This is a genomic window from Mucilaginibacter rubeus (assembly GCF_014643835.1).
Lineage (GTDB): Bacteria > Bacteroidota > Bacteroidia > Sphingobacteriales > Sphingobacteriaceae > Mucilaginibacter > Mucilaginibacter rubeus.
On record NZ_BMKD01000014.1, the window covers coordinates 47009 to 70239 of the forward strand.

At 42.7% G+C, this 23231-nt stretch carries 18 protein-coding genes and 2 rRNA genes; 12 read left to right on the plus strand and 8 right to left on the minus strand.

Features of this window, described 5'->3' with window-relative positions; translation table 11 throughout:
* Positions 1 to 58: 58 nt before the first annotated feature.
* Positions 59 to 355 (minus strand): GIY-YIG nuclease family protein, encoded by a 297-nt coding sequence (locus IEX80_RS27255; protein ID WP_188834776.1) that lies wholly within the window; start codon positions 353 to 355, stop codon positions 59 to 61.
* Positions 356 to 854: 499 nt separating this feature from the next.
* Between IEX80_RS27255 and IEX80_RS27260 the strand changes: the two genes are divergently transcribed.
* Complete coding sequence (locus IEX80_RS27260) at positions 855 to 1181, plus strand: hypothetical protein (protein WP_188834777.1); 327 nt, start codon at positions 855 to 857, stop codon at positions 1179 to 1181.
* Between the two features lie 66 nt (positions 1182 to 1247).
* Positions 1248 to 2861: a mechanosensitive ion channel family protein gene (locus IEX80_RS27265; RefSeq protein WP_188834778.1), complete on the plus strand. Its 1614-nt coding sequence runs from the start codon at positions 1248 to 1250 to the stop codon at positions 2859 to 2861.
* Positions 2862 to 3062: 201 nt separating this feature from the next.
* On the opposite strand, the gene IEX80_RS27270 is transcribed toward IEX80_RS27265, so the two are convergent.
* Together IEX80_RS27270 and IEX80_RS27275 are read right to left on the minus strand one after the other, a co-directional pair.
* Positions 3063 to 4043: an acyl-ACP desaturase gene (locus tag IEX80_RS27270; RefSeq protein WP_091172035.1), complete on the minus strand. Its 981-nt coding sequence runs from the start codon at positions 4041 to 4043 to the stop codon at positions 3063 to 3065.
* A gap of 583 nt (positions 4044 to 4626) precedes the next feature.
* Positions 4627 to 4899, minus strand: coding sequence for a glycoside hydrolase family 5 protein (locus tag IEX80_RS27275; protein ID WP_188834779.1), 273 nt, complete (start codon positions 4897 to 4899; stop codon positions 4627 to 4629).
* A 382-nt stretch (positions 4900 to 5281) separates the two neighbouring features.
* Here IEX80_RS27275 and IEX80_RS27280 point away from each other — a divergent pair, with 382 nt between their 5' ends.
* The 10 genes from IEX80_RS27280 (at position 5282) to IEX80_RS27325 (ending at position 20385) form a co-directional block, all read left to right on the plus strand.
* Positions 5282 to 6628, plus strand: a complete 1347-nt coding sequence (locus IEX80_RS27280; RefSeq protein WP_188834780.1) for a sensor histidine kinase — start codon at positions 5282 to 5284, stop codon at positions 6626 to 6628.
* Between the two features lie 11 nt (positions 6629 to 6639).
* Positions 6640 to 8727, plus strand: coding sequence for a cellulose biosynthesis cyclic di-GMP-binding regulatory protein BcsB (locus IEX80_RS27285; RefSeq protein ID WP_188834781.1), 2088 nt, complete (start codon positions 6640 to 6642; stop codon positions 8725 to 8727).
* A gap of 166 nt (positions 8728 to 8893) precedes the next feature.
* Complete coding sequence (locus tag IEX80_RS27290; RefSeq protein ID WP_188834782.1) at positions 8894 to 10747, plus strand: glycosyltransferase family 2 protein; 1854 nt, start codon at positions 8894 to 8896, stop codon at positions 10745 to 10747.
* Entirely contained in the window at positions 10744 to 12312 is a 1569-nt protein-coding gene (locus IEX80_RS27295; protein WP_188834783.1) for a hypothetical protein, read from the plus strand. Before IEX80_RS27290 ends, IEX80_RS27295 begins: the two co-directional genes overlap by 4 nt.
* 2128 nt (positions 12313 to 14440) lie before the next feature.
* Entirely contained in the window at positions 14441 to 15184 is a 744-nt protein-coding gene (locus tag IEX80_RS27300) for a hypothetical protein (protein ID WP_129571979.1), read from the plus strand.
* On the plus strand, positions 15171 to 15881 hold the full coding sequence (locus tag IEX80_RS27305) for a type II toxin-antitoxin system VapC family toxin (RefSeq protein ID WP_129571980.1): 711 nt from the start codon (positions 15171 to 15173) through the stop codon (positions 15879 to 15881). Before IEX80_RS27300 ends, IEX80_RS27305 begins: the two co-directional genes overlap by 14 nt.
* 273 nt (positions 15882 to 16154) lie before the next feature.
* Entirely contained in the window at positions 16155 to 18047 is a 1893-nt protein-coding gene (locus IEX80_RS27310; RefSeq protein ID WP_188834784.1) for an AAA family ATPase, read from the plus strand.
* Between the two features lie 131 nt (positions 18048 to 18178).
* A complete protein-coding gene (locus tag IEX80_RS27315; protein ID WP_188834785.1) occupies positions 18179 to 18679 on the plus strand; it encodes a hypothetical protein in 501 nt (166 codons plus the stop codon).
* 228 nt (positions 18680 to 18907) lie between these two features.
* Positions 18908 to 19090: a hypothetical protein gene (locus tag IEX80_RS27320; protein WP_188834786.1), complete on the plus strand. Its 183-nt coding sequence runs from the start codon at positions 18908 to 18910 to the stop codon at positions 19088 to 19090.
* 248 nt (positions 19091 to 19338) lie between these two features.
* Positions 19339 to 20385, plus strand: coding sequence for an NHL repeat-containing protein (locus tag IEX80_RS27325; protein ID WP_188834787.1), 1047 nt, complete (start codon positions 19339 to 19341; stop codon positions 20383 to 20385).
* Positions 20386 to 20501: 116 nt separating this feature from the next.
* Here the strand turns inward: IEX80_RS27325 and IEX80_RS27330 are convergent, their stop codons facing one another.
* From IEX80_RS27330 to IEX80_RS27350, 5 genes are all read right to left on the minus strand, one after another.
* On the minus strand, positions 20502 to 20645 hold the full coding sequence (locus IEX80_RS27330; RefSeq protein WP_188834788.1) for a hypothetical protein: 144 nt from the start codon (positions 20643 to 20645) through the stop codon (positions 20502 to 20504).
* Between the two features lie 163 nt (positions 20646 to 20808).
* Positions 20809 to 21876, minus strand: a complete 1068-nt coding sequence (locus IEX80_RS27335) for an AAA family ATPase (protein ID WP_188834789.1) — start codon at positions 21874 to 21876, stop codon at positions 20809 to 20811.
* Positions 21877 to 22321: 445 nt separating this feature from the next.
* On the minus strand, positions 22322 to 22561 hold the full coding sequence (locus IEX80_RS27340) for a hypothetical protein (RefSeq protein ID WP_188834790.1): 240 nt from the start codon (positions 22559 to 22561) through the stop codon (positions 22322 to 22324).
* Positions 22562 to 22767: 206 nt separating this feature from the next.
* A 5S ribosomal RNA gene (gene rrf, locus IEX80_RS27345) occupies positions 22768 to 22879 on the minus strand.
* 225 nt (positions 22880 to 23104) lie between these two features.
* Positions 23105 to 23231, minus strand: a 23S ribosomal RNA gene (locus IEX80_RS27350); the annotation flags it as partial.

The window sequence follows — 23231 nt, forward strand, 5'->3', positions numbered from 1 at the left end:
AAATATGTAATTGGCGAAGCGTGGCAATCTTGTAACCAATGCATTGCGGCTATGCAGATCAATCATACCAGTCTACACTTAAATCTCCCCACGATGGATTAGCTGCCACTATCAAATCAATTTTCTTTTGCCTTGATCCTGCTTTCAATTGTTTTTCTCTGGCTATGGCATCGTCTATCCATTGAAATTGTTCAAAGTATACCAATTTATCGCACGCATATTTTGCCGTATAACCTTTATAGATCTTTTTCTTATGCTCTAATATCCTGTTATGTAAATCACTCGATACTCCTACGTACAACACTGTGTTAGCTTTGTTTGTTAAAATATAAACGAAGTATTGGTGTACTTTCATTAGATAAGGTTTGGCGCTAATCTAAAAGAATTAATATTAAACTACACCATTTTTAAACATCCACCTCATTGCGGGGAGGCAGATTGGCACATGCATAATCCAACCATTAAAAGTTATGTCATTGCGAGGAGCAGCACGGGCAAAAGAGCGTCCGGGCGACGTGGCAATCTCGTCGTTATGCCTCTACGATATGCAAAGCCGCTGAGCATAGCTACGAGATTGCCGCGCTTCGCTCGCAATGACATATTGGATTGGCACATATATAATCCAACCATTAAAAGTTATGTCATTGCGAGGAGCAGCACGGGCTAAAGAGCATTCGGGCGACGTGGCAATCTCTTCGTTATGCCTCTGTGATATGCAAAGTCGCGGAGCATAGCTACGAGATTGCCGCGCTTCGCTCGCAATGACATATTTTTTTATAATCAGAGGAAAGTCGAGTACAAACAATCCCTCCTTCAACTTTGTACTATTTAATACATCGCTAATATACCAAATTATGAAAATCATCACCCTCCATACCAATACCGACATCAACCAGTTATACCAGTTACTGCACGAAAAACTTAACCCGCTGTTTCAGGAGCAACGAAAAAGCGAATTAAATTTCACCGTTGAGCGCAAAGGCGGGGCGGTTGAAATTTCGTTGCCTGCTGTTTACGAAGGCGCCCTGTTCAGCATCGCGATTAACGGTAACGAACTTTGGATTACCCGGAATGAACATTATGTTGATGATGTAAATTCGCTCACCGTCGAATCGATCCTGAACGATCTGTTCAGCAAAATTGCCGGTAATTTGGGGACGGATCTGGTACAGGAGGGATAGTGGGCATAACGCTAAGCAAATTGAAATGAGCCAAATAATTTTTAGCTTTAACAGAAAAACATCCCTATGCCTAAAATTTATAGCCTGCTCATCCTTTTTCTGTTTGCTACATTTACCATACGGGCACAAAAACTCCCTGAAAAAAACGGCGAACCGGTGATCATTAACCGGGATACCCTGTTTAAATTTTATGCCCCGCAGGGATTGTTTGATCCTAAAGAGCGCGCCGGGATTGTTACCCAACGCATTAAGGACCTGATGAACCGGATAGATTTTAACCCGGATTCGTTAACACTTAAAAACGATACGTCCATATCGATAATAACCTACAACGGCCAGATGATCATGGGCGTTAATAATACCGATGCCTCTTACTCCGAACTGAACCGGCCGCAGCTTGCAGCAAGCTATCTGTCTATATTAAAAAATAAGCTCGGCAACGTTTTTGAAAGCAACAGCCCTAAACAACTAATTACAAACTTGCTTGAGGCCGTGGCGGTTATTATACTGCTTATTGTGCTGATCTGGATTGTTAATAAAGGTTTTAGGTGGATAAAACTTAAAATTATACGGGGATGGGAAAACCGTGTTAAAAAGCTGGCAGAAAAAGGAGCTCCAATAGCCTATGCCTCGCGGCTTCTTCCGTTTATCAGTGGACTGGTAAATATTGGCCGGCTGCTCATTATCCTGCTGCTGGTTTACCTGGCTTTACCCGTATTGTTTTATATCTTCCCTTCCTCGCAGCCTATCGCCACACAGTTAATCGGCTTTGTGGTTAACCCCTTGAAAAGTATCCTGCTGGCCATTGTCCGTTTTATACCCAACCTGCTTACTATAACGGTTATTTACCTGGTCACCCGCTACATTGTAAAACTGGTAAAATTTATAGCTACCGAAATAGCAAACGGGGCCATCGCTTTACAGGGTTTTTACCCGGAATGGGCTATCCCAACTTACAATATCATCCGGGTACTCATGTACGCGTTTATGTTTGTGGTGATATTTCCATATTTGCCGGGGTCGCAGTCTAAAGTGTTCCAGGGGGTTACGGTGTTTATAGGCGTACTGTTTTCTTTAGGTTCCTCCTCGGCCATTGCCAATATGGTATCGGGCATTGTACTTACCTATATGCGCCCCTTTAAAATTGGCGACCGCATCAAAGTTGGCGAAATTATGGGCGATGTAATTGAGAAAAACCTGCTGGTTACCCGCGTACGCACCATTAAAAACGAAGACGTAACCGTGCCCAATGCTACCATTTTAAGCGGTGCTACGGTTAACTATACTTCATCGTCAAAAACTTTGGGGTTGATACTGAATACCAGTGTTACTATAGGCTACGATGCCCCCTGGGAAACCATCCACAATCTGCTCATCAGCGCGGCCGAAGCAACAGAAGGCATTCTTGCCAACCCAAAACCGTTTGTACTGCAAACCGCTTTGAATGATTTTAATGTAAGCTACCAGATAAATGCTTATACCGATCAGCCCGGCAAAATGGCCATGATCTATTCGGTATTGTATCAAAACATACAGGATAAGTTTAACGAAGCAGGCATGGAGATCATGTCGCCGCATTTTACAGCTGTACGCGATGGAAGCCACATCCAGATCCCCGAAAACTACGTTGCCGATGGATATAAAAAACCGGGGTATAAGATAGAACGGGAAGAAAGCTAAAAGCCATTAATAAGCCGAAAGCCGAAGGCTATAGGAAAGAAGCTAAAAGCAAAAAGCTTAAAGCACAAAGCTATGAAAAAGAAGCGCTTTATCGGATAGGGCACAAGTCATTCACCCTCATGCCAGCCACACAAGACTTGCGCCAGAAAAGTGAAAAAGAAGCTTATCAAACCGATTGCAAAGCAAAGCTTTAAGCTAAAATCAACCGTTAATCCAGGTAAACTTATACTCCAGCATTGGGTTTTTCATGCGCTCGGCTACACGCAGTAAGCGGGCCGGAAGGTTTACCACGTAATCGCGGGCCTTTTCGCCGGCTTCGTCCAAACCTGTGATACTTTCGATGTGCCAGTCGGTCAAAAGCTCTTTCAGGATATCCACATAGTCGATAGCTGTATAGATCCCCAAACGCTGGGCAGCATCGGTAAAGTGACCAAAAGTTTGACCAACCTTTAAACCAACCTCACGCAGGAAGTGGGCAGGCATTACAATCTTTTTACGCATCATATCCTCAAAAGCTACCATAGCCTCACTTGGATCTACCTCAAATATTTTTTCGATAAAGTACTTATAAGCTTTAGCATGGCGGGCTTCGTCGGATGCAATAACACCGCACATTTTTGAAAGCAGCGGATCGCCGTATTTTTTAGCCTGTGATGCTACACGACGGTGCGATACATTGGTTGCCAGCTCCTGGAAAGAGGTATATATAAAGTTACGGTACGGATCATGACCGGTACCGATGTCAAAACCATCGGAGATGAGGTATTGGGTGGAGATCTCCATCATGCGCATATCCACACGACCAGACAGGTACAAGTATTTGTTAAGCAGGTCGCCATGGCGGTTTTCTTCACCGGTCCAGTGGCGGGTCCATTTCATCCAGCCGCCCTCTTCATTGTCAGATACCCCTTCAACCATGGTAAGCCATGATTCGTAAGTAGGCAACGCTTCTTCGGTAATGGTATCGCCAATTAAAACGGCGATCAGATCATACGAAAGACCTGCGGCGCTTTCCTGCAATTCCTTAATTTCAGTAAAGAACGAGTCCCTTGAAGAATCGGGCAAAAAATCAGACGGCTGCCAGATGGTATCAATCGGTTTCAGGTATTCATGTATCTTTTCTAACATGAACTTTTCGATATGCACCATTACTTCTCTGCGCTTTTCTTCAAAAAATCTCATAACTGTATATTAGTGAGCAAAGGTAATAAAATTGTAACATTAATGTTTAAAATTTCACTGTACGGCGCTAATTGCGTCTTTCATACACAAGGGCAAATTTCTTATAACCGGCCTGCCGTTAACCAGTGAAAAACTACTGTTATAATCCCAAAGCATGCCAAAAATATCAAGCTCTTTTAAAGCCTTGCGTACAGATTTAATATAACGGCGGCGGCTATCGGCAGCGGCATATTTGTTATAGACGCTTTACGTACCACAATAATGGGCACATCATATTTCAGGGCGCGTTTTTTATAATTTGCTATTTATCATTTATAGATTGTTCGTTACCATCTCGCGGGTACGTCCGGTAATTGCTTTGGCCGCGGGTATTTTTTGCTTTTGGATTAAGTGCAGGAAAATTTTCCGCATTGTATGGAAATGATACCCCGGTGATTGAAACCTGGTCACCTATCCGGCTTGCGCCCCGGTGAATAAAAAAGAAAGGCCCGTAAAAGTGAAAATTGCAGATGATATGGTTATCGGCCAGCCTTTACCAACCTGCTTAGCTCATAGATGCTGATATAATTTGATGCACTTACGATCAGGGTTTGTTGTTTATCAATCTACGGATAAGCGTAACAATATTATACGCGGCAACTTTCCACAGTTTGGGGTTAATATGGGGCAGTTCATTATAATTCTCAAAAAACAGGTTATTATAATCTGCGTTTTTATACCTTTTAGTTAATTTTAGCCACAAATCAATTGTTTGCGGTGTTTCTGTGAGATAATTATTGTCGCCTAACCTGCCATAATGATAATCTGTCACCTGCTTCAATCCATAAGCATTGCATCGCTTAGCAACTTTATCCATATTAGGTAAATAGTCGCGCTGTTGTTTTAAGGCCAAAAGAAGTGAAAGCCACGGGCAGCTTAATACTTTTAAAGCCCAGCTTTTTGAACAGCAGAAAATCGGATTTTTTTAATGGCGTTTGGGCCGCTGAGCTTTCGTTCCGGATTTGCGCAAGCCATAAAATACTGATGCCCTTGCTTAAACTTTGGCCCGGTTTAAAAGCGACCTTCCGAACTTACCGGGGAATTGGACGGCTTTTTGCAACGGCGTTTATTACTGTTGGCAACAGTAACAACAAACCTGTTTAAATTATCGTATAACGAATATTTTTGTCTATCAATATTAAACGGAGTTAATTTAAACAGCGGCCTTAATTTTTAATTACAATTCAAGATAACAAATAATGTTTGTTCAAATTACCAACGAAGAATTAATTAGAGAGACCTCCAAAAAAGCATGGTACCAAACCAATAATATAATCTGGACAATTATATTCCTGTACCCTCTTTTTAGTATTGTTGATTTTATTTACGCTACAAACTATTGGCTGCAGTTTTTTATTATCCGCATTATAACTATCCTTATTATATACGGCCTGTTCAGCTATTTTCAGCATAAACAATTTAGTTACCGCATATTATTGCATATCAGTTTCTTTATGCTTTCGGTAACGGCAGCTATATTATGCAACCTGGTAAACATTCAGTTCCTGACCATTTATTTTATGCTGTTTGCTACCACCCTGCTATTTTTTAACCTGCAGGTTTTTTGGGAGCCTTTAAACTCCATCATCCAAACCTTAATGGCACTATTGTTACTGGCCATTTTCTTTAACCTGCTAAGCGAATACAACCTCGACCTGGTTTTAAGTAACGGCGGGCAGATCTTTTTTATCATCTCGGGCATCTCCTGCTTAATACCCGGGGCGCGTTATAAGGTGATCCAGCGTGAAGTACGCGCGCAGATCATGATCGAAAAATCAAACGAACAGCTTAAACAGCAAAACAAGGATATCAACGAAAAAAATAACCTCATCGATCATCAGTATGAGCAGCTCCGCAAGCTCGACAGCCAGAAGAACAGCTTTATCAATATTGCCGGGCACGACCTTAAAAACCTCATCGGCTCTATCATAATGAGCAACAACATGATCAGGGAAGAAGATTTCAGGCTCAGCACCGACCAGAAAGAATTTGTAGGCTACATCGCCGAATCGGCCGATAAGATGCAGTATATGCTTAACAAGCTGATGGATGTTAAGGAGATCGAATCGCCGGATATGAAATTCAACATGGAGATCTTTGATATCAACGTTGAAGTGATGCATGTTTTTAAAGGCCTGTACGAAACTGCCCTCATGAAAAACATCCACCTGGTTGATAATATCCTGAAGCTGCCTCTCAACGTGCGGCTCGACAAAGTATTTGCAGGCCAGGTATTTCAAAACCTGTTATCAAACGCCATCAAATTTTCGCAAACCAATAACAGTATTAAGGTAGTAACCAGCCTGCAGCGCCAGCGTTTTGTTTTCGAGATCATTGACGAAGGTATAGCCATAGGCCAGCAGGAGCTGGACATGATGTTCAACAAGCTTAAAACCCTTAACGATACGCACGGCGTTACCGAAAGCCGCCTGGGTTTGGGCTTATCAATTGCCAAGCTGATGACCCAGGAAATGGGCGGCGAGCTCAGCTACCGCAGTGATGACAACGGTAATTATTTCAGAGTAGAATTTTACGTAATAAATTAATATTGATATCAATGAATAAGTTTTTTACCTTATTAGCCTTTATCCTATTATTCAACACGGCTTCGCAGGCCCAGGGCAACAGCATTGCATCCTTTAAAGCCTACGGCCATGACGATGAGGTGGTATACGGCATGAGCGGCGCTATTTCATTTTATTTCAAGGTTACCCCTTTGATTGAAATGAATGGCAGTAAACTGGTTTTATTTTTTGAACCGTCGCAGGCATTGATAAAATCGCATTCGTACATCAACCTGGTTATTAATAACAAACCGGCATACAGCAGCCGCCTGGGTCCCGATTCTATCCAGAAGATCACCCTTAACCTGAGCCGTGCCGACCTGAGCCCCGATAAGTTCCTCAAGATCCAGATCAAAACCCTGCTCACCATCACCGACGACCAGTGTAAGGACCTGGATAACCCGGCGATGTGGTTAAGGATCAAGAACTACTCATACCTGTCGCTGGTTAAAAGCAATAAAAACTTTTTTGATAACGTAAATATCAGCAACTGCTTCGACTCCAAAAAAGCTATCGTTTACCCGTCAAACCCAAGCCTGCATGACCTTAAGGCTGTAGCCTGGGCCTATTCAAGGTTAAAAAAGACCCAAACACGTGAAATTGCCGTTTACGAAGAAAGCAAACTGCCCGACAGCGTTCGTAACTACATCAGGGTAGGCGCCATTGATAAATTACCTGCCGATGCGCGTGCATTGGTAAAAGTTACCCCGCAAAATACGCAGGGTTTATTCTACCTGCATAAATCGGTAAGCCTGCTCACTGATACCATTGTGCACATGGTTGATGTAAAAGGCCGGTTTGTGCCGGTTAAAACCGTAACGCAGGAGCAATCGCCCAAAGAGGTGCTGTTTGTTACCGGCGGCGATGATACAGGTTATGAAAAGGCCATCACCGCCCTGGGCAACATGAACATCTTGAACTCAACCTATGGCGATTACCTGCTGATCAACAAGGCCGAGAACACCTTCTTTAAAACTATCGACGAAAACCGCTCAAAGCTATCCTTAAAGCAAATTGGCGGCGTGAGCGACTTCCTGTCGGGCATTGGCTCATTAAAGAGCGCTTACAGCTTTAAAAACAGTGATTTCAGCTTCACCCCTAAAGAAGTGGAGATCCGTTTTGTTGCCAATTACAGCGGCCTTGCCCCCGGCGACCGTGGTTTCTTCAACATATACCTTAACGGTTTGCTCATCAGCAGCGAAAAACTAGATGCATCGGGCAAGCTGAACAGCTCTATCACCATTAACCGTTATCAGCACCATAAATACAACACACTGGAGGCCGAATTCAGGTTTTATCCTACCAACGGCAACTGCCGCAACAGCTTTACCAACTTTTTTGCCGAGGTTGACGTTGACAAATCATACCTCGAATCAAAGAACCCCTTCATCACCAGCGACCTGAGCTTTTACCAGTATCCCGAGGCCTTTAACAACGGCACAACCAAAATTGTAGTAAGCGAGGAATACGCCAAATATGCCGCCGGTGCTATGGGCGAGATCATTTACGAGCTTAACAATAACATCAACGCCAATAACTTCCCCGAGTTTGTTTACTCGAAAGATTTGAAGCCAACTGATCTGAAGCAATACAATATCATAGCCCTGCTATCAAAAGATGATAAAGTACTTAAGGAGTTTCGCGATGCCCCTATCCAGTTCGACAGGAACTTCAGGCTGTACAACACCGATAATAATACCCCGGTTTACGCGCTTTCGGATACGGTATCAAACGGCCTGGCGCAAATCTTTTACGGCGTAAGCAACAATGCTACCCTGGTGCTTACCGCTACCGGCACGCATGTTTCTGAAGCTTTTTTGGCGGTATCCAAATCCATTACCGAGCAGCTTTCAACCCTGTCGAGCAATGTTTGTATCTCGGATGTTAACTCCAACAAATACCTGTTCAACATCAACAAATCCAGCGAAAACCTGGAGTACATCGATACCAAGAGCGGCCTTACCCGTTTCTGGGACAGCTATAACCTGTACATTTTGTTGGGCATCCTGATCCTGATCCTGCTTTCGTTCCTGTATGTGCGGTCAAAAGTTCAAAAATCGCAGGATCTGTTTAACGATTAGTACCTCACCCTGCCCTCTCCAAAGGAGAGGGTTTTAAGAAAGTGACGCTAAGGCGTCATCATAAATACAGTAACAAACCGGCTCCCTCTCCAAAGGAGAAGGCTTAAAAAAAAAGAGCTCCCTCTCCTTTGGAGAGGGCGGGGGGTGAGGTTATAAAACACCTAATATGGATACATTGAGTATTTCTGTTCCTGAAATTTTGGTTGCCCACGGATTTATTTCGCCGGCCGACCAGGAAAAGATCCATGCTTTTTCGGAAAGATCGGGTATGTCATACCTCAAAATAGCCCTTAACTTCGGCTATGTTTCCCGCAAAAACTATGAACGCGCCTTGGGCAACGCAGGCTACCACTTTGCCGAAATCCGCCAGGAAGCCTTCGACCAAAAGATCCTCGACCAGGTTGACCTTAAATTTGCCAACGACCAGCTGGGCCTTCCCCTCCGCATCGAAAACAATAAGGTGGTTACCGTTATGGCCGACCCCGGCAATGAACTTTTCCTTGATTTTGTAAGGTTTACCTATGACCTGGAACCCGAAATCATCGTAGCATCCGATTTGGAGATCACCTGGCTAAGCCACAAGCTTACCGGGCAAAAATATGTGAAGGCATCCGTTTTTGAGCTCCTTAAGCGCGACCCTAAAAGCTCGGCCTCAACAACGTTCACCACATCACAACTTGTTTTCATTTTTGCCTTGTGGGGCATTACCGCCATCGGCCTGTTCCTCAACTTTAAAAACGTATCCATCACCATTAACTTAATCATCAGTTCGTTTTTCCTGATAGCTATCATCTTCAAACTGTTTTTGGCGCTGGTAGGCTCCCGGTTTGAGCTGCACCAGGCCGTCACCAAAAATGATCTGCGCACTATCGTAAACGAGGAGCTACCTGTATACACCATCCTGCTGCCTGTTTACAAGGAGGATAAGCTGATCAAAAAACTCATCTGGAACCTGCAAAGCCTCGACTATCCGCGCGAGCAGCTGGATATCAAACTGCTTATTGAAGAAGATGATGATAAAACATTAAACGCCGTAAAAAACCTCGATTTCCCCGCTGTGTTTGAAGTTATTGTGGTGCCTTTCCACATGCCTAAAACCAAGCCCAAGGCCTGTAATTACGGTCTTCATTTTTCGAGGGGCGAATACCTCACCATTTACGATGCCGAGGATATCCCCGATACCGATCAGCTTAAAAAAGTGGTGGCCCTGTTTCATAAGCTGCCCGAAAACTATATCTGCATTCAAAGCGCCTTAAACTACTTTAACCGCAACGAAAACTTCCTTACCCGGATGTTCACCCTCGAATATTCGTACTGGTTTGATTATATGCTGCCCGGTTTGGATACGCTGGATATCCCCATCCCGCTTGGCGGCACCAGCAATCACTTTAAAATGGACGCGCTGATTGAGCTTGGCGCCTGGGACCCCTTTAACGTAACCGAAGATGCCGACCTTGGCGTACGCGCCTATGCCAAAGGCTATAAGGTGGCCATAGTAAACTCCACCACGTATGAAGAAGCCAATAATAACTTCTGGAACTGGATCCGCCAGCGCTCGCGCTGGATCAAGGGCTACATGCAAACCTACCTGGTGCACATGCGCAACCCGCCGGCCCTCATCCGTAAAATAGGCTTTCGCGGTTTCCTGGGTTTTAACTTTTTCATCGGCGCCACATCAGCCACCTTTTTAATTTACCCGGTGTTGCTCATCATCTTTATCTGTTACCTCATATTTGATTTTTCAACCATCCGTAATTTGTTTCCGGACTGGGTGTTGTTCATGTCGATATTTAACCTCATGGTGGGTAATATCCTCATGATCTATATCAACATGATGGCCGTATTTAAACGCCGCTATTTCGAGCTCATTTTGTTTGCCATAGCCAACCCGGTTTACTGGCTCATGCACTCGGTAGCAGCCTATATGGGCCTGTACCAGCTCATCACCAATCCGTTTTACTGGGAAAAAACCAACCACGGTTTAAGTAAGGTTAATAACCCCACAAACGTTATTAAATGAAAATTGCCAAAAGTACATACCTGTTTATATTTACCCTGGTGCTGGCAGCCTGGTACCTGGTTATCGGCATATACCTTAACCACTTAGGCTATTATAACCAGGAAAGCCTTTTTTATATCGAAAAAACAAAGATCGTGTTTGAGGGGCTGGGCAACCGCCTCAAGGTAATGGGCTTAACCGCCCCGCTGCTGCCCTTTTACTCCTCGCTTATATTTTCGTGGGTAAACGGTTACCTCGCGCCGGTCATAGCATCGGCACTGGGTACGGCAGGCTTCTTCTATCTTATTTCGCGCTCGTTTGTAATCAGGGTGAAGGACGATTTTTACCTCATCATGGTAGCCATCCTGTTCCTGCTGCACCCCGGTATCATTTACATGGCCTGCTCGGGCAAAGCCATTTACCTGGTAGTGATCTTCGTGTACCTGTTTTTCCTTAACCTGCTTAAGTTTTACCGCTCAAACACCACGTTCCACGTATCCATAGCCAGTATCTGTTTGGTGATGCTCATTTTTTGCGATTACCGCTTCATCTGGCTTACGCTGTTCTTTATTCCGCTGGTACTGTCCATAACGCTGGCCAGCCTAAACCTGGGCGAAAAGGAATCCATTTTCAGGCTGTTCATGAGCTTTAACAGTCCGTCGTTACGGCGCAAGCTTATCAATAAAACTTTTGCCATTTACGTGATCCTGTTTATCCTACCCGTGGTATCGCTGGTTTGCTACCAGCTGCTTAACCAAACCCACGCCAGCGACTATAACTACTTTATGGAAAGCCCCCTGGCCACCTGGAACGTACTGGTCGACAAGCTGAATTATGACACCGCCGCCACTGCCGTAAACTACCAGCTGCCCGAACTCAGCATCCTGGTGTCATTGAGGGTCGTTTATTTTTGTCCGCTGATACTGTTTGGCCTGTACCTGCTGCGCGAAAGCACTTATCATGTGCTAACCGTACTCACCCTGTTTGCCTTTGTGGAGTTTTTGCACATTAAGTACGATAAACTGTTTCTCACCTACCAGTACTACCTTATATTTTTATTTGTGGCGCTGCTGTGTATCATATTTAAGGTACATACCATCAAAAATAAACTGGCCGTTAAACTGGGCCTGGCCTTTGTGATTGTACTGCAGCTGTATACCGGCTACACCTTTTTAACCCACTCGCTCATTACCGACGAGCGCCGCTTCATCACCACCCTTAGCCACCTGCAGCCCAATACCGATCAAAGCGAAAGCAAAGAAATAGCAGCCTACATCAACAGCCTGCCCGACGGTACGCACATCCTCATGGACGATGCCGTATCATACCCCATTGTGGCCTTTACCGATAACATCAAAAAGCTAACCCTGCCCTACCAGCTCAACTCGTTCCTGTCGGCCATTGAAACCCCATACAAATACGACGACTATATCCTGATAGCCACCCCTAAAAACCCCTTTACCGGCTACACCCAGCTCAGCGACAGGTACATCCCCGAAATCCGCCGCCTCAACAGCGGCGTAAACTACAAACGGGCGTATGAAACGGATGGATGGATTTTGTACAAGGTGGTGACGTTGCAATAATCAGTTGGCAGTTTTGGGTGGGCAGTTTGCAGTTAGTTTTTTTAGTGGCAGTAGCAGTTGCAGTGATAGTGGCCTGTCACCCTGAGCCTGTCGAAGGGTCGCGCGCAGAGGCCTAACCCACCATGCTTCGAGAACCTCAGCATGACACCCGTTTTAATGTTGTCAACCTGAGTGCAAAGGCCTGTCACCCTGAGCTTGTCGAAGGGTCGCGCGCTGAGGCCTAACCCACCATGCTTCGAGAACCTCAGCGTGACACCCGTTTTAATATTGTCAACCTGAGTGCAAAGGCCTGTCACCCTGAGCTTGTCGAAGGGTCGCGTGCAGAGGCCTAACCCACCATGCTTCGAGAACCTCAGCATGACAACCGTTTTAATGTTGTCAACCTGAGTGCAAAGGCCTGTCACCCTGAGCCTGTCGAAGGGTCGCGCGCAGAGGCCTCACCCACCATGCTTCGAGAACCTCAGCATGACACCCGTTTTAATGTTGTCAACCTGAGTGCAAAGGCCTGTCAGCCTGAGCTTGTCGAAGGGTCGCGCGCAGAGGCCCTTCGACAAGCTACCCATGACAAGATAAAAAATGTGTTTTTTCGCAGCAGATCAGCTTCGGGTGAGAAAACGAGTAGAACGATGCTGGGCGGTGCGGCTGCAGGGGCATAGCACGTTTTTGCAGAAGCGGAGGCATTGCGTGCGAATCGGGCAAAATGATTGCAGCCCGTGGTTCTGTTCGTTTTGCAGGGTGAAGGCCGCGCCGAGGGCTATGGGGTCAGGTTGTGCGCAAAGAAGCCTCTCTGCTGCAAGCCTTTTTGGTTACTTTTGTGTCAAGACAAACGGCGGAGCCTTCTTGAGCAGCTTAAAAAATGAACAATAGCGAAAAACGTAACTGGCCCCGCGCGGCCAGGAGCGCGACGATGTAAGTTCAATACTAATGAAGCCCGTTACCAGTCTGTCGGGGATTGCTTCATTCCTTACAGCAATGACGTGGTGGATTTGTCATTTTACCTTCAGAAGCCCCGGATTTAAACACTCAGCATAACACCCGTTTCTCCATACCTTAAATCCGAAATCGAAAATCCCAATTCCGAAATCAAAATAATGGCGTTGCCTGCGGCCCGGGCTTTACGCTGCAAATCCTCGCCTTGGCCTCGCGCGCAGGCCTGCACAAGGCTGTGGGTTTTCCGCTGCAATCCCTAACGTGGCTCGGGCGCGGGGCCCGAAAGGGGATGAAAAATGGTTTGTCCGTCAGTTTTGGGGAAGGGGTAGTTGAGGACGGCTTTTTAAGTTTCTTCTTATGAGGCCAGGGTAAGCGACTTTGCTCACCGTTTAACCTTGCATACGGGCCAAGCCGGGAGGCTTGCGGCAGCGATTTGCTACCGCAACCGTCCTCGCGTGTGGTTCGTTATCATTGAATTTGCTTGCGGTAGCAAAGGTTGGGACAAAGATTATATTATAATGTATTGAGTAAATAAATTGATTGCATTTTCAATTTTTGATTGAGAACACTTATGATTCGCGCCAACTTCGTTACATACATCTATCCAATATTTTTGAGAGCATCGTTTATTATTCCCTTTATGTCTATTGGGTAGCCCGAGTGCATGTTTAACTTTTGAAACAATACACGGTGACAATTGAATATAACTATGCATAAAATAAGTCACAATTGATGTCAACTACTTGTTTTTGTTAATGCTGCTTCTTTTTTAGCCTTTAAAGACTTCAGTTTGTCGCCCGGTTTTGGTTAAGCTTTACCAAGAAACGAAGCCTTTATAACCTCTTCAAAAGTACCATGTATTTTAAACTCGCTTTTTTCGTACTTCTCTAAACGTTTCTTTTTAAGTTCGTCGCCTTTTTGTCATACACAAATTTACTTAATTAAGTGAGCACAAGCGTTTGCCATTAACATTTTTTGGGCTTTCAATAAAGCGAACTGTATCTAATGCCTTACGTATATTGTATTTGTACCTGAACTCGTGGCAATAACGATGTAAATGTTTGGTTTATACTTTATGAAAAGCACCTATCTTCCAAATTTGCCACAAAATACATTTAACCATTTGATTATTAGTTAGTTTTACTATTTAATATATTTAGCGTAGATAATTAAACGTTATATATATATTTGTTAAGCCATGATAAAGTTTTCGATTAAGATAGATGATGAAGCCCATTCTTTGAATGAAGAAGACGGTATCGGACTGGACAAAATTGGCGATTTTCTTAAAAATCTTTACTGTGCTATCGATAACGGCACAGAGCATAAAGTAACATTAGGGAATGTTAGAGGCAACTGCTATGCACTTGATTTTTACACAAGAGACAATGCGCTTTACGAGAACTTTTTAACTGTTCATAAAAACATAGAACAATTGGATGTCGATTCACTTCCAATTGAACAAAAGAGATATGCGGCCTCTCTAAAAGCTATTTTAGGTGGTAAGTATTTTTTAACCGCGTATGATAAAAACGATCAAGAGGTAGCCGCAATAAATGAAATCGGCAAAAAGCAAATAGCAAGTTTTTACTATTCTACCGATACGGTTTATGGTATTTTATCTGAATTGGGAAGTTCAACCTTAACAAGTGCTAAAAAACATATATATATTGACGGAATAGGATATAAAATTTTTATATCCCGAGATCAAGATTTAGAGTTAAAACCATTTTATGGAACACATAAATTAAGAATAGAGCTAAGACAAAAACGTTCGTCTACAGATGGACATATAGTTAATTCGGAGTTACTTTCTTTTACTGCAGTAAGTAAAGGCAATCTAATAGATAATTTAAACGATAGTGATGCGATTGAACTTAAAATATTAAAAAACACCCATACGATAGAAGATATTCTGAATAGTATATATGCAAGTAGATAAAAAGAATGTTAGAGATTGGGAAACCATATTAATAGACACAGGTCTAATTTTAGCACTATTTCGTGCTAAAAATGGTTCTCAAGACCCTTATATATTATTTGTTAAAAAGCTACTTACATATCTATGTACGTCTCAAAGTGCAGAAAAAAACGACCGAAAGATTTATATCTCAACAATTACAGTGGGCGAAATATTAACCAAAGAAACGGAGCAAGCACAAGTAAATAGGATTTTAAAAGTATTAGATAGCAGTAACGTGGAATTTTTAAGTTTCGATATTGAGACTTCTTTGCAATTCAATATTAAAATGCAACCATACTTAGAAAAATCAGCCTTACACGAAAAGGCTAAAGAACTGGGCTTTGAGCCGAAAGACTACGGAATGGCAAGGCAATGGATTTCCAAAGATTATATGATTGCCATGACTGGCTTTACCAAAAAAGTAGATGCCATTTTAACGTTAGATAAAAAAACATTTTACCCAGTATGTTCTAACTTTGAAAATACTGAATGTATTTTAGCATACCCTGAATTATTTTTGCATTCAGAACAATATATTTTTGAATATGACTACGCCAATGTCGACAATTTTTTAAAAGGCATACCATTTCAAAGCCTAAACGACATCGAAGCACTAAAGCCAAAACCAATTACCCAAACTGATTTGTGGGGCGGAGTCTACACTACATTCAAATAAAAGAAATATAAACAAAAGGTATTGTGCTTGATGTGATCTCCCCCCAACCGGCACGAGGATGCAGCGCTGGCAAAAGCGTGGAAATTCTGTATTAAAAAAGATAATTAGCCATTGCTAAATAGAAGGCGGGAATAAGCGCCAAATCGCAGTAAAATTCGGTATTCAATTCATCGTCATTGATAAATTATTGACGACGTATAAGATGATTAAAAGGAATTAATTATTATATATTTGAATATTAAATTTCAAAAAACCAAATCCTAAACTATGTTAATGAAATTAACTAATGTCACTGTTAATAAATACAAAAGCATTCTAAAAAGCCAAAGTGTTGAAATAGAGCCCGACATTACTACAATTGTAGGGATGAACGAATCAGGTAAAACAAGCTTTTTACAAGCAATTGCAAAAACCAATTATTTTAACTCTGATAAAGACTTCAAGTTTGATATTACACAAGATTATCCGCGAAACAAATTAGTTGATTTTGAAAGCAGCGGTGAGGATGAGGAAATATTAAGCTGTACTTATCTTTTATCTGACGAATTATTAAATACTATTAGTAATGATTTGGGAAAAGGGGTTTTTACAACTAAAATTTTCAGCTTCACTTATCATTATAAAGGAAGTAGCACCGTCAGCGGTATTGCAGGTAATGAAAAAAAATATTTAGAAGACAAATTAAAAACTTTAGCGCTTGCATCTGATACAAAAAAAGCGATTAATGCTGTAAATTCATTAAAAGATGTTGCTGCCATTGTGCCGTTAGAAAGTGATACCGATTTTCCAGCATTTAAAGCGGAGATAAAAAAAATAATGGATGCTTGTCCATCAGGCTGGGGAAATAGTTTTTTAGGATATCATATCTTCTCCACTTACATAAAACCTCATATGCCAAAATTTTGGTATTTCGATGATTATTATCATTTAGGTGGAAAAATTAATATTAACGAATTAAATAACGGAGCGAACGAAGAAAGACACAAAACAGCTAAGGCTTTATTAGAATTGGCGCGGATTGATATAAAGGATATTTTAAGTTCTTCCGACTATGAGCGATATATAGCATTACTCGAAGCATCATCCAATAAAATAACAAGCGAGATTTTTAAATATTGGTCAACTAATAAAAATTTAGACATAGAATTTAGGATTCAAGATAAGGATGGCTTAAAATACCTTGACATTCGAGTTAAAAGTCAAAGGCACAAAATCACGCTACCGCTGGACAGACGTAGCAAGGGCTTTAATTGGTTTTTTTCGTTTATTATATGGTTTAGTAAAATTCAAGCTGACAAAAAATCCGATTATATTTTACTATTGGATGAACCTGGACTTAACTTACACGCTTCTGCACAGGCGGATTTATTAAGATTTTTTGAAGACCTATCTAAAAAATATCAAGTAATTTATACTACGCATTCGCCTTTCATGGTTGAATCAGATAAATTAAATCGAGTTAGAACAGTTTTGGAAACTGACGAAGGGACGATTATTTCTGATAGCATTCAAGAAAAAGATCCAAATACATTATTTCCGTTACAGGCTGCATTGGGATATGATATTGCGCAAAATTTATTTGTTTCTAAAAACAATCTATTGGTTGAAGGCCCTGCAGATTTACTTTACCTAACCGTGTTATCCAACATTCTTGAAACGGAGAACAGGACAGGTTTAAAGGATACTATAACTATAGTTCCAGTTGGTGGACTGGATAAAGTAACCACATTTATATCTCTCTTACGGGGCTCTAAATTAGCTGTAGCCAGCCTTCTCGACACCTTCACCGACCAAAAAGGCAAACAAAGAGTTTCAGATTTAATTCAACAGCGAATAATCAAGGATAAGCATATTAGATTTTTCAATGAATTTGCTAACAATGGCAAGTCAACAGCAGATATTGAAGACTTATTTAGTAAAGAAGAATATATTAAGTTGTTCAATTTAGCTTTTGATAAAGAGTTTCCAACAGTGAAAATAACTGACCTTGATTCATCAATAGATACAATACTAAAACAAATTAACAAAGTTATCGGAAAGGATAGATTCAACCACTACAAACCGGCAAACAAACTAAATCAACTTGGCGTAGATAAATCCTATTTCTCGGCTAATACGCTTGATAATTTCGAGAAAATGTTCATAGAGATAAATAAGTTATTCTAATTTGCAGTATGATTATTAAGAAGTAAACTTAAACATAACCCTCCGCTGGCGCACGCTTGTCGCATGTGCCCCTTATGCAAAATCGAATCGGAATTAGCGTAAATTGCAATATTTTATTTGGTGAAATAAGAATGTCTGAAAATTCACGAAGAAGAGCATTTGCTTTAAGAGTTGTATTACAAATTATAGTTGGGGCTTTATCATTCATTGGACTTGCAACTTTAATGGTCGGGGTACTAATGAATAGCGAATATGATACAATATCAATTTCTAATGTTGGGTTTGTTGTGCTATTAGCACTGTCAAATTCTTGTTTTTCCTGGGCTCGATCTTTAGATGATCCAAAATATAAGGACTTAATAGAAAGGATTAATGACAAGGCGATAAATGGTATAATAGCAGCCGTATGTTTTATGCTTGGATCGTTATTTAAATATCTGGCTATACACTTAGGAAAGAAAGATATAGTGCCGATAAAGGAATTCGCTGATATAGATTATCGAGTTTTTCACATTTTGTCATCAGTTATTTATGAAATCGCATTCCTTCAAACTATATGGTTTATTTTAGCAGTGATATACTTTTATAACGTTTATAAACATAGACGAGATTACCCAGAACCATTTTTATAAATCCGATAAGGCACACGCGACACGCGTGCGCCAGCCTAAGGCCTTAAAGTCCCCTGCCGGGGAGATTTAGTAGGGCCCTTCGCTGGCGCACGCGTGTCGCGTGTGTCTCGAGTGTTAAGTCTACACATCCCCAAACTCGCAATTTCTTATTCCCCGTAATAATTCAACAATAAAGGAAAACGATTAATTTCCGTCGCATACTTAGCACATTAAGCACACGCGACACGCGTGCGCCAGCTTAAGATGCTTTTTCCGGATGTTAATGCATACGATAAATGGAAAATAAAAGCCCTGCATCTCAAAATGACCATCCCCGGAACGATGTTCCTGGTATCGAACGTACTGGAAAACACGGCTACCGAAGAAGATCGTAAAGCAGGCGTCGATATAGGAGACCTGGTAGGGTGGTAAACTTTGGCCGGAAGTAGCAGCTCCCTTAGCGGACGGACGCCCCTGTAATTAATAAATATGATCCAATAGCGTGTACCTGTTTAACTGATTTAGCTATACGCTACACATTATGCTCTACAACAGCCGTAGTTAACAGCCATGTATATAACTAATTAATTTACTTAGTTAAATATTTCTATCCCCCTCAGGAAATAAACCTACATCTAATTGCACTTTAAAAATCACACTAAACCTAAATAATCAATATAATGAAAAGCAAACATTTACTTTTAGTCGCTATGGCGGCTTCGCAGGCGTTGTTTTATTCCTGCCGAAAAGAGAACAGCCTGGCAGTTGAAAAGCCCGACATGCCAGATGCATCTGCAAAACTTGCTGCATCAGCAACAATGGTGGGCTCAGTTATCACCATTGCAGGGAGTAACCAAACATCCAACACCGGGCCCGAACTGGCAGATGGAGTTGGGTCGGCAGCCCGCTTCTTCTTCCCCGCCGGCATTGATCTGGCCGACGATGGAACCATGTACATTGCCGATTTTGGGAATAGCGCCGTACGTAAAATTACACCGCCCAACATTGTAAGCACCATACCTATCCCAAACCGCGCCGATGGAGAAAAAATATATAATCCCCAAAATATAAGGCGTTCGGCCAATGGCACGTTAAACATTATAGTCGGCACCGATGGTCGGCAGGCCTTCAATAAACACCCGATGTGGATTTTGAACACCGATGGCTCTGTCAGTACCTATATTGCCGAACCAAATTCGGGCGTATATAACTGCCTGGAAAGAGATCCATTTGGCACCTTGTTTTTTACGCAGGAACGTACCCTGAAAAAATTTGTACTTAATGCCAATGGACGAATAGGTGCCAATGCCTGGTCTCCCAACCCCGATTCGCTTAATATAGCCGACAGGCCCTTTGGCACCAAAATTTGGGCTTTAGTATGCGCAAACAATGGCATAAAGTATATGATAATAGGAAATCATCTATATAAGCTCACACCATCGGGTCTTTTCACCGAAATTTACCGCGACCTTAACCTTTCAGGAGTGGGTACTTTAGTAGCTACCAAAGATAGCCGTACCATATATCTCGTTCAGCATGGCGCAATAAAAGCCCTTTTTAATGGGAAGCTGCAATACATAGCCGGCCCCAACCCACACTATCACGATGGTCGCGATGGCGTAGGGTCAAGTGCCGATGTTTATGCCCGCAATCTGGCTTTATCTAAAGATGAAAGCACGCTTTATTTTACTGATAACTTTAAGGTGAGGAAAATTATTTTGCGATAATATAGCCATGTTGCTGCAATAACGCCTAAACAGCTTTTTATTCGGTATAGCGACAACAAAAAGGTCTGCGCCAATATGGGGCAGACCTTTTTAATTTCCTCTTTTAAAAATTAAGTTTATTCTTTTGCTCTCTTCTTGGCTGGTTCAACCCATTTTTCGCCGAGGGCTTCAAGCGCGGCGATAAGCTTTTTCTTTTCAACGCTATTATCAGGAACAGTAGCCAGCTTTTCACGACGGGCCTCCTCTCTCCGCTGGCGCACGCGTGCCGCGTGTGCACGTATGCTAAGCTTACATCATCGCAAAACTCAAAATCTCTTATTCCGGTAATCATTCTGCTATAGAGAAAAAAGGCAATATCGATAAGGTACACGCAATACGCGTGCGCCAGCCTAAAGCCTTAAAGTCTTCCCCTGCCGGGGAGATTTAGAGGGGGTGATTCAGCATCCTATTCACACTCCCCACGCTCAGCCCGAGCCGCTCAGCTATCTGCCGCTGGCTTAAACCTTCATCGCTTAATCTTTTAGCTTCCCAGTGCATGCGTTCGCGTTCTTGCCTGGAGGCGTCGCGCAGGTGGTTTTTCTCGCAATCATGGCCCGTAAAAACAAACTTTAAAAAGCCTTGATGCCGTTCCAGTTGGGCAAGGCATATGTTATCGGCCCCATACATTTCGGCAGTGCTGCGCTGCTTAATTTGCTTTAAATACCGCTGGCCGGGTATGGAGTGGCTTTCGCCCATGGCAAAGGCACTGTCGCAGAAATTGATGAGCATCTTACTCCCCTGCAAATCATTGCGGCTAAGCGGCAACCGCGGGTTACGCTTAGGCGTATGGGCCAATACCAGGATACTTACCCCGTGACGGGTTTTAAGCTTTTTCAGTTCCTTCATCAGCAGCAGGGCAGCGCCAGCGCTCTCGGTTCCGTTGCGCAGGCAGGTAATATTATCAATGATGAGCACCCGGGCGTCGGTACGCTTAATGCCCCGCGTTAAAGCTTCAATCACATACCTGTCCAGCTTTTGATAATGCGAGCTTGCACGGTTAAACTGGTTGTATTCGCCGCGGTAAAACTCGGTAGCAAACTGGTAACGGTTCTGGCCGTCGGTATAGCGTTGTTCAAACTGCTTGCCGGTAAGTTCAAAATCAATATACAACACCGACGAGGCCTCGGCCCCAAGCGTGAAGGGAGCAATGGGTTCGCCCCGGGTAATGCTGTCGGCCAGCTGCACGGCCAGCAGGCTTTTGCCCATATTGGTATCGGCAAACAGGATGCACAGCTCGCCCTCCAGCCAAAAGTTGCCAAACAACATTTGCGGCGTTTCGTGTTCGGTTTCCATGGCCATCCACTCATTGGCCGGGTAAATATCAAACAACTCAATCACAGCATCCGGGTCGGAGATCATAACCTCTCCCTTTCGCCCAAGCTTAGCCGCCGCTTCCCGCACCTCATTTTGAATCATTTGAATAACCAGGGGTTTTTCTGCAGTGTGGTCCATAATTTGTCGCGCCCCCTGTCCGGCAGCTCAAAAGCCCGAAACATCCATCGTTATTTGCCGCCAACCTGGCGGCAATCATGAAAGGCACTCAAATTTACCCTCTAAAAAGCCCCCCAATGGTGACAGCATTTTGTCAGTGTTCAATTTTTAAAAACCGGGTGTTCAACGTTCAAAAACCAATTTACATAAACAACTGATTATCAAATACAATTTGTTCAAATCGCGATTTTGAACAAATTTATCAATTTATAAAACACTGATTATCAGTCGTTCAATTTTACAACAAAACACCAGGTGTTTACACTTTCAAAAATTGAACAGTACAATACAGGTAAGTGCCAATGCTCCGAAACCACCATTGCCCCCACGGCCAAACACCCCAACAAACAAAAAAGGCCCGCCAAACCCTGGCAGACCTTTTAAATTCCTCTACAAAACCAATCCCTTATTCCTTGCTCTTCTTCTTAGCAGGTTCAACATACTTTTCGCCAAGGGCTTCAAGGGCGGCGATGAGTTTTTTGCGTTCTACGGCATTGTCGGGCACGGTAGCCAGCTTCTCGCGGCGGGCTTCCTCCACCTTGCGGATCTTCTCGTCAAAAGCCCTGTTGATTTTATCAAGCTCGGGCGTGGTATCCAGTTTTGCTATTTCTGCTTTAATTTGGGCTGCTAATTTTTCAAATTCCATGGGGCTATTTTTGGAAGCGCAAACATAAAAAAATCATTGTAAGTTATTATTACCGCAATAAAAAGTATGCGTGTTAACTTGTATTTTTTGTTGCCGCTGAAGCGCGCTATGGAAAGTACGATAGGCTTATGAAAAAGTCTAATAACGCAAAAAGCCTTAGTAATTAGCTAAGGCTTTTGCGATGTAGCACTATTGAAAGTGATAAAGGGTGGCACCGACCTACTCTCCCACGTTTTACCGCAGTACCATCGGCTCTGGCGGGCTTGACTTCTCTGTTCGGAATGGGAAGAGGTAGACACCGCCGATATAGGCACCTGAATTTCTTTTTATTAAGGTGAAAGCTTAAAGGTAAAAGGTTAAAGGTTCTTACCTTTCGCCTTTATCCTTTGGCCTTTCAGCCTCATAAATGACATATTATTGAAAGAAGGAATTGAATGTAGAGAAAACAACAGCTTTGTTGTTTGTTTGTGGTTGATAGTTCATGGTTCATCGCTGCATATTACTATGAACTATAATCCAATTACTATCAACCCTTTTTTCTATCTGAAGAAAGCTTCGGGCAATTAGTATTACTCGGCTATGATGTCACCACCTTTATACCTGTAACCTATCAACGTAGTAGTCTCCTACGACCCTCAATGGAAGTCTCATCTTGTGGCTAGTTTCGCAC

What these genes read in the sequence shown, in the direction of transcription:
- IEX80_RS27260 (WP_188834777.1), top strand. Translation starts at nt 855, where the DNA reads ATGAAAATCATCACCCTCCATACCAATACCGACATCAACCAGTTATAC.
- IEX80_RS27280 (WP_188834780.1), top strand. Translation starts at nt 5,282, where the DNA reads ATGTTTGTTCAAATTACCAACGAAGAATTAATTAGAGAGACCTCCAAA.
- IEX80_RS27310 (WP_188834784.1), top strand. Translation starts at nt 16,155, where the DNA reads ATGAAATTAACTAATGTCACTGTTAATAAATACAAAAGCATTCTAAAA.
- IEX80_RS27290 (WP_188834782.1), top strand. Translation starts at nt 8,894, where the DNA reads ATGGATACATTGAGTATTTCTGTTCCTGAAATTTTGGTTGCCCACGGA.
- IEX80_RS27275 (WP_188834779.1), bottom strand. Translation starts at nt 4,899, where the DNA reads ATGGATAAAGTTGCTAAGCGATGCAATGCTTATGGATTGAAGCAGGTG.
- IEX80_RS27315 (WP_188834785.1), top strand. Translation starts at nt 18,179, where the DNA reads ATGTCTGAAAATTCACGAAGAAGAGCATTTGCTTTAAGAGTTGTATTA.
- IEX80_RS27265 (WP_188834778.1), top strand. Translation starts at nt 1,248, where the DNA reads ATGCCTAAAATTTATAGCCTGCTCATCCTTTTTCTGTTTGCTACATTT.
- IEX80_RS27255 (WP_188834776.1), bottom strand. Translation starts at nt 355, where the DNA reads ATGAAAGTACACCAATACTTCGTTTATATTTTAACAAACAAAGCTAAC.
- IEX80_RS27270 (WP_091172035.1), bottom strand. Translation starts at nt 4,043, where the DNA reads ATGAGATTTTTTGAAGAAAAGCGCAGAGAAGTAATGGTGCATATCGAA.
- IEX80_RS27300 (WP_129571979.1), top strand. Translation starts at nt 14,441, where the DNA reads ATGATAAAGTTTTCGATTAAGATAGATGATGAAGCCCATTCTTTGAAT.
- IEX80_RS27325 (WP_188834787.1), top strand. Translation starts at nt 19,339, where the DNA reads ATGAAAAGCAAACATTTACTTTTAGTCGCTATGGCGGCTTCGCAGGCG.
- IEX80_RS27285 (WP_188834781.1), top strand. Translation starts at nt 6,640, where the DNA reads ATGAATAAGTTTTTTACCTTATTAGCCTTTATCCTATTATTCAACACG.
- IEX80_RS27295 (WP_188834783.1), top strand. Translation starts at nt 10,744, where the DNA reads ATGAAAATTGCCAAAAGTACATACCTGTTTATATTTACCCTGGTGCTG.
- IEX80_RS27305 (WP_129571980.1), top strand. Translation starts at nt 15,171, where the DNA reads ATGCAAGTAGATAAAAAGAATGTTAGAGATTGGGAAACCATATTAATA.
- IEX80_RS27340 (WP_188834790.1), bottom strand. Translation starts at nt 22,561, where the DNA reads ATGGAATTTGAAAAATTAGCAGCCCAAATTAAAGCAGAAATAGCAAAA.
- IEX80_RS27335 (WP_188834789.1), bottom strand. Translation starts at nt 21,876, where the DNA reads ATGGACCACACTGCAGAAAAACCCCTGGTTATTCAAATGATTCAAAAT.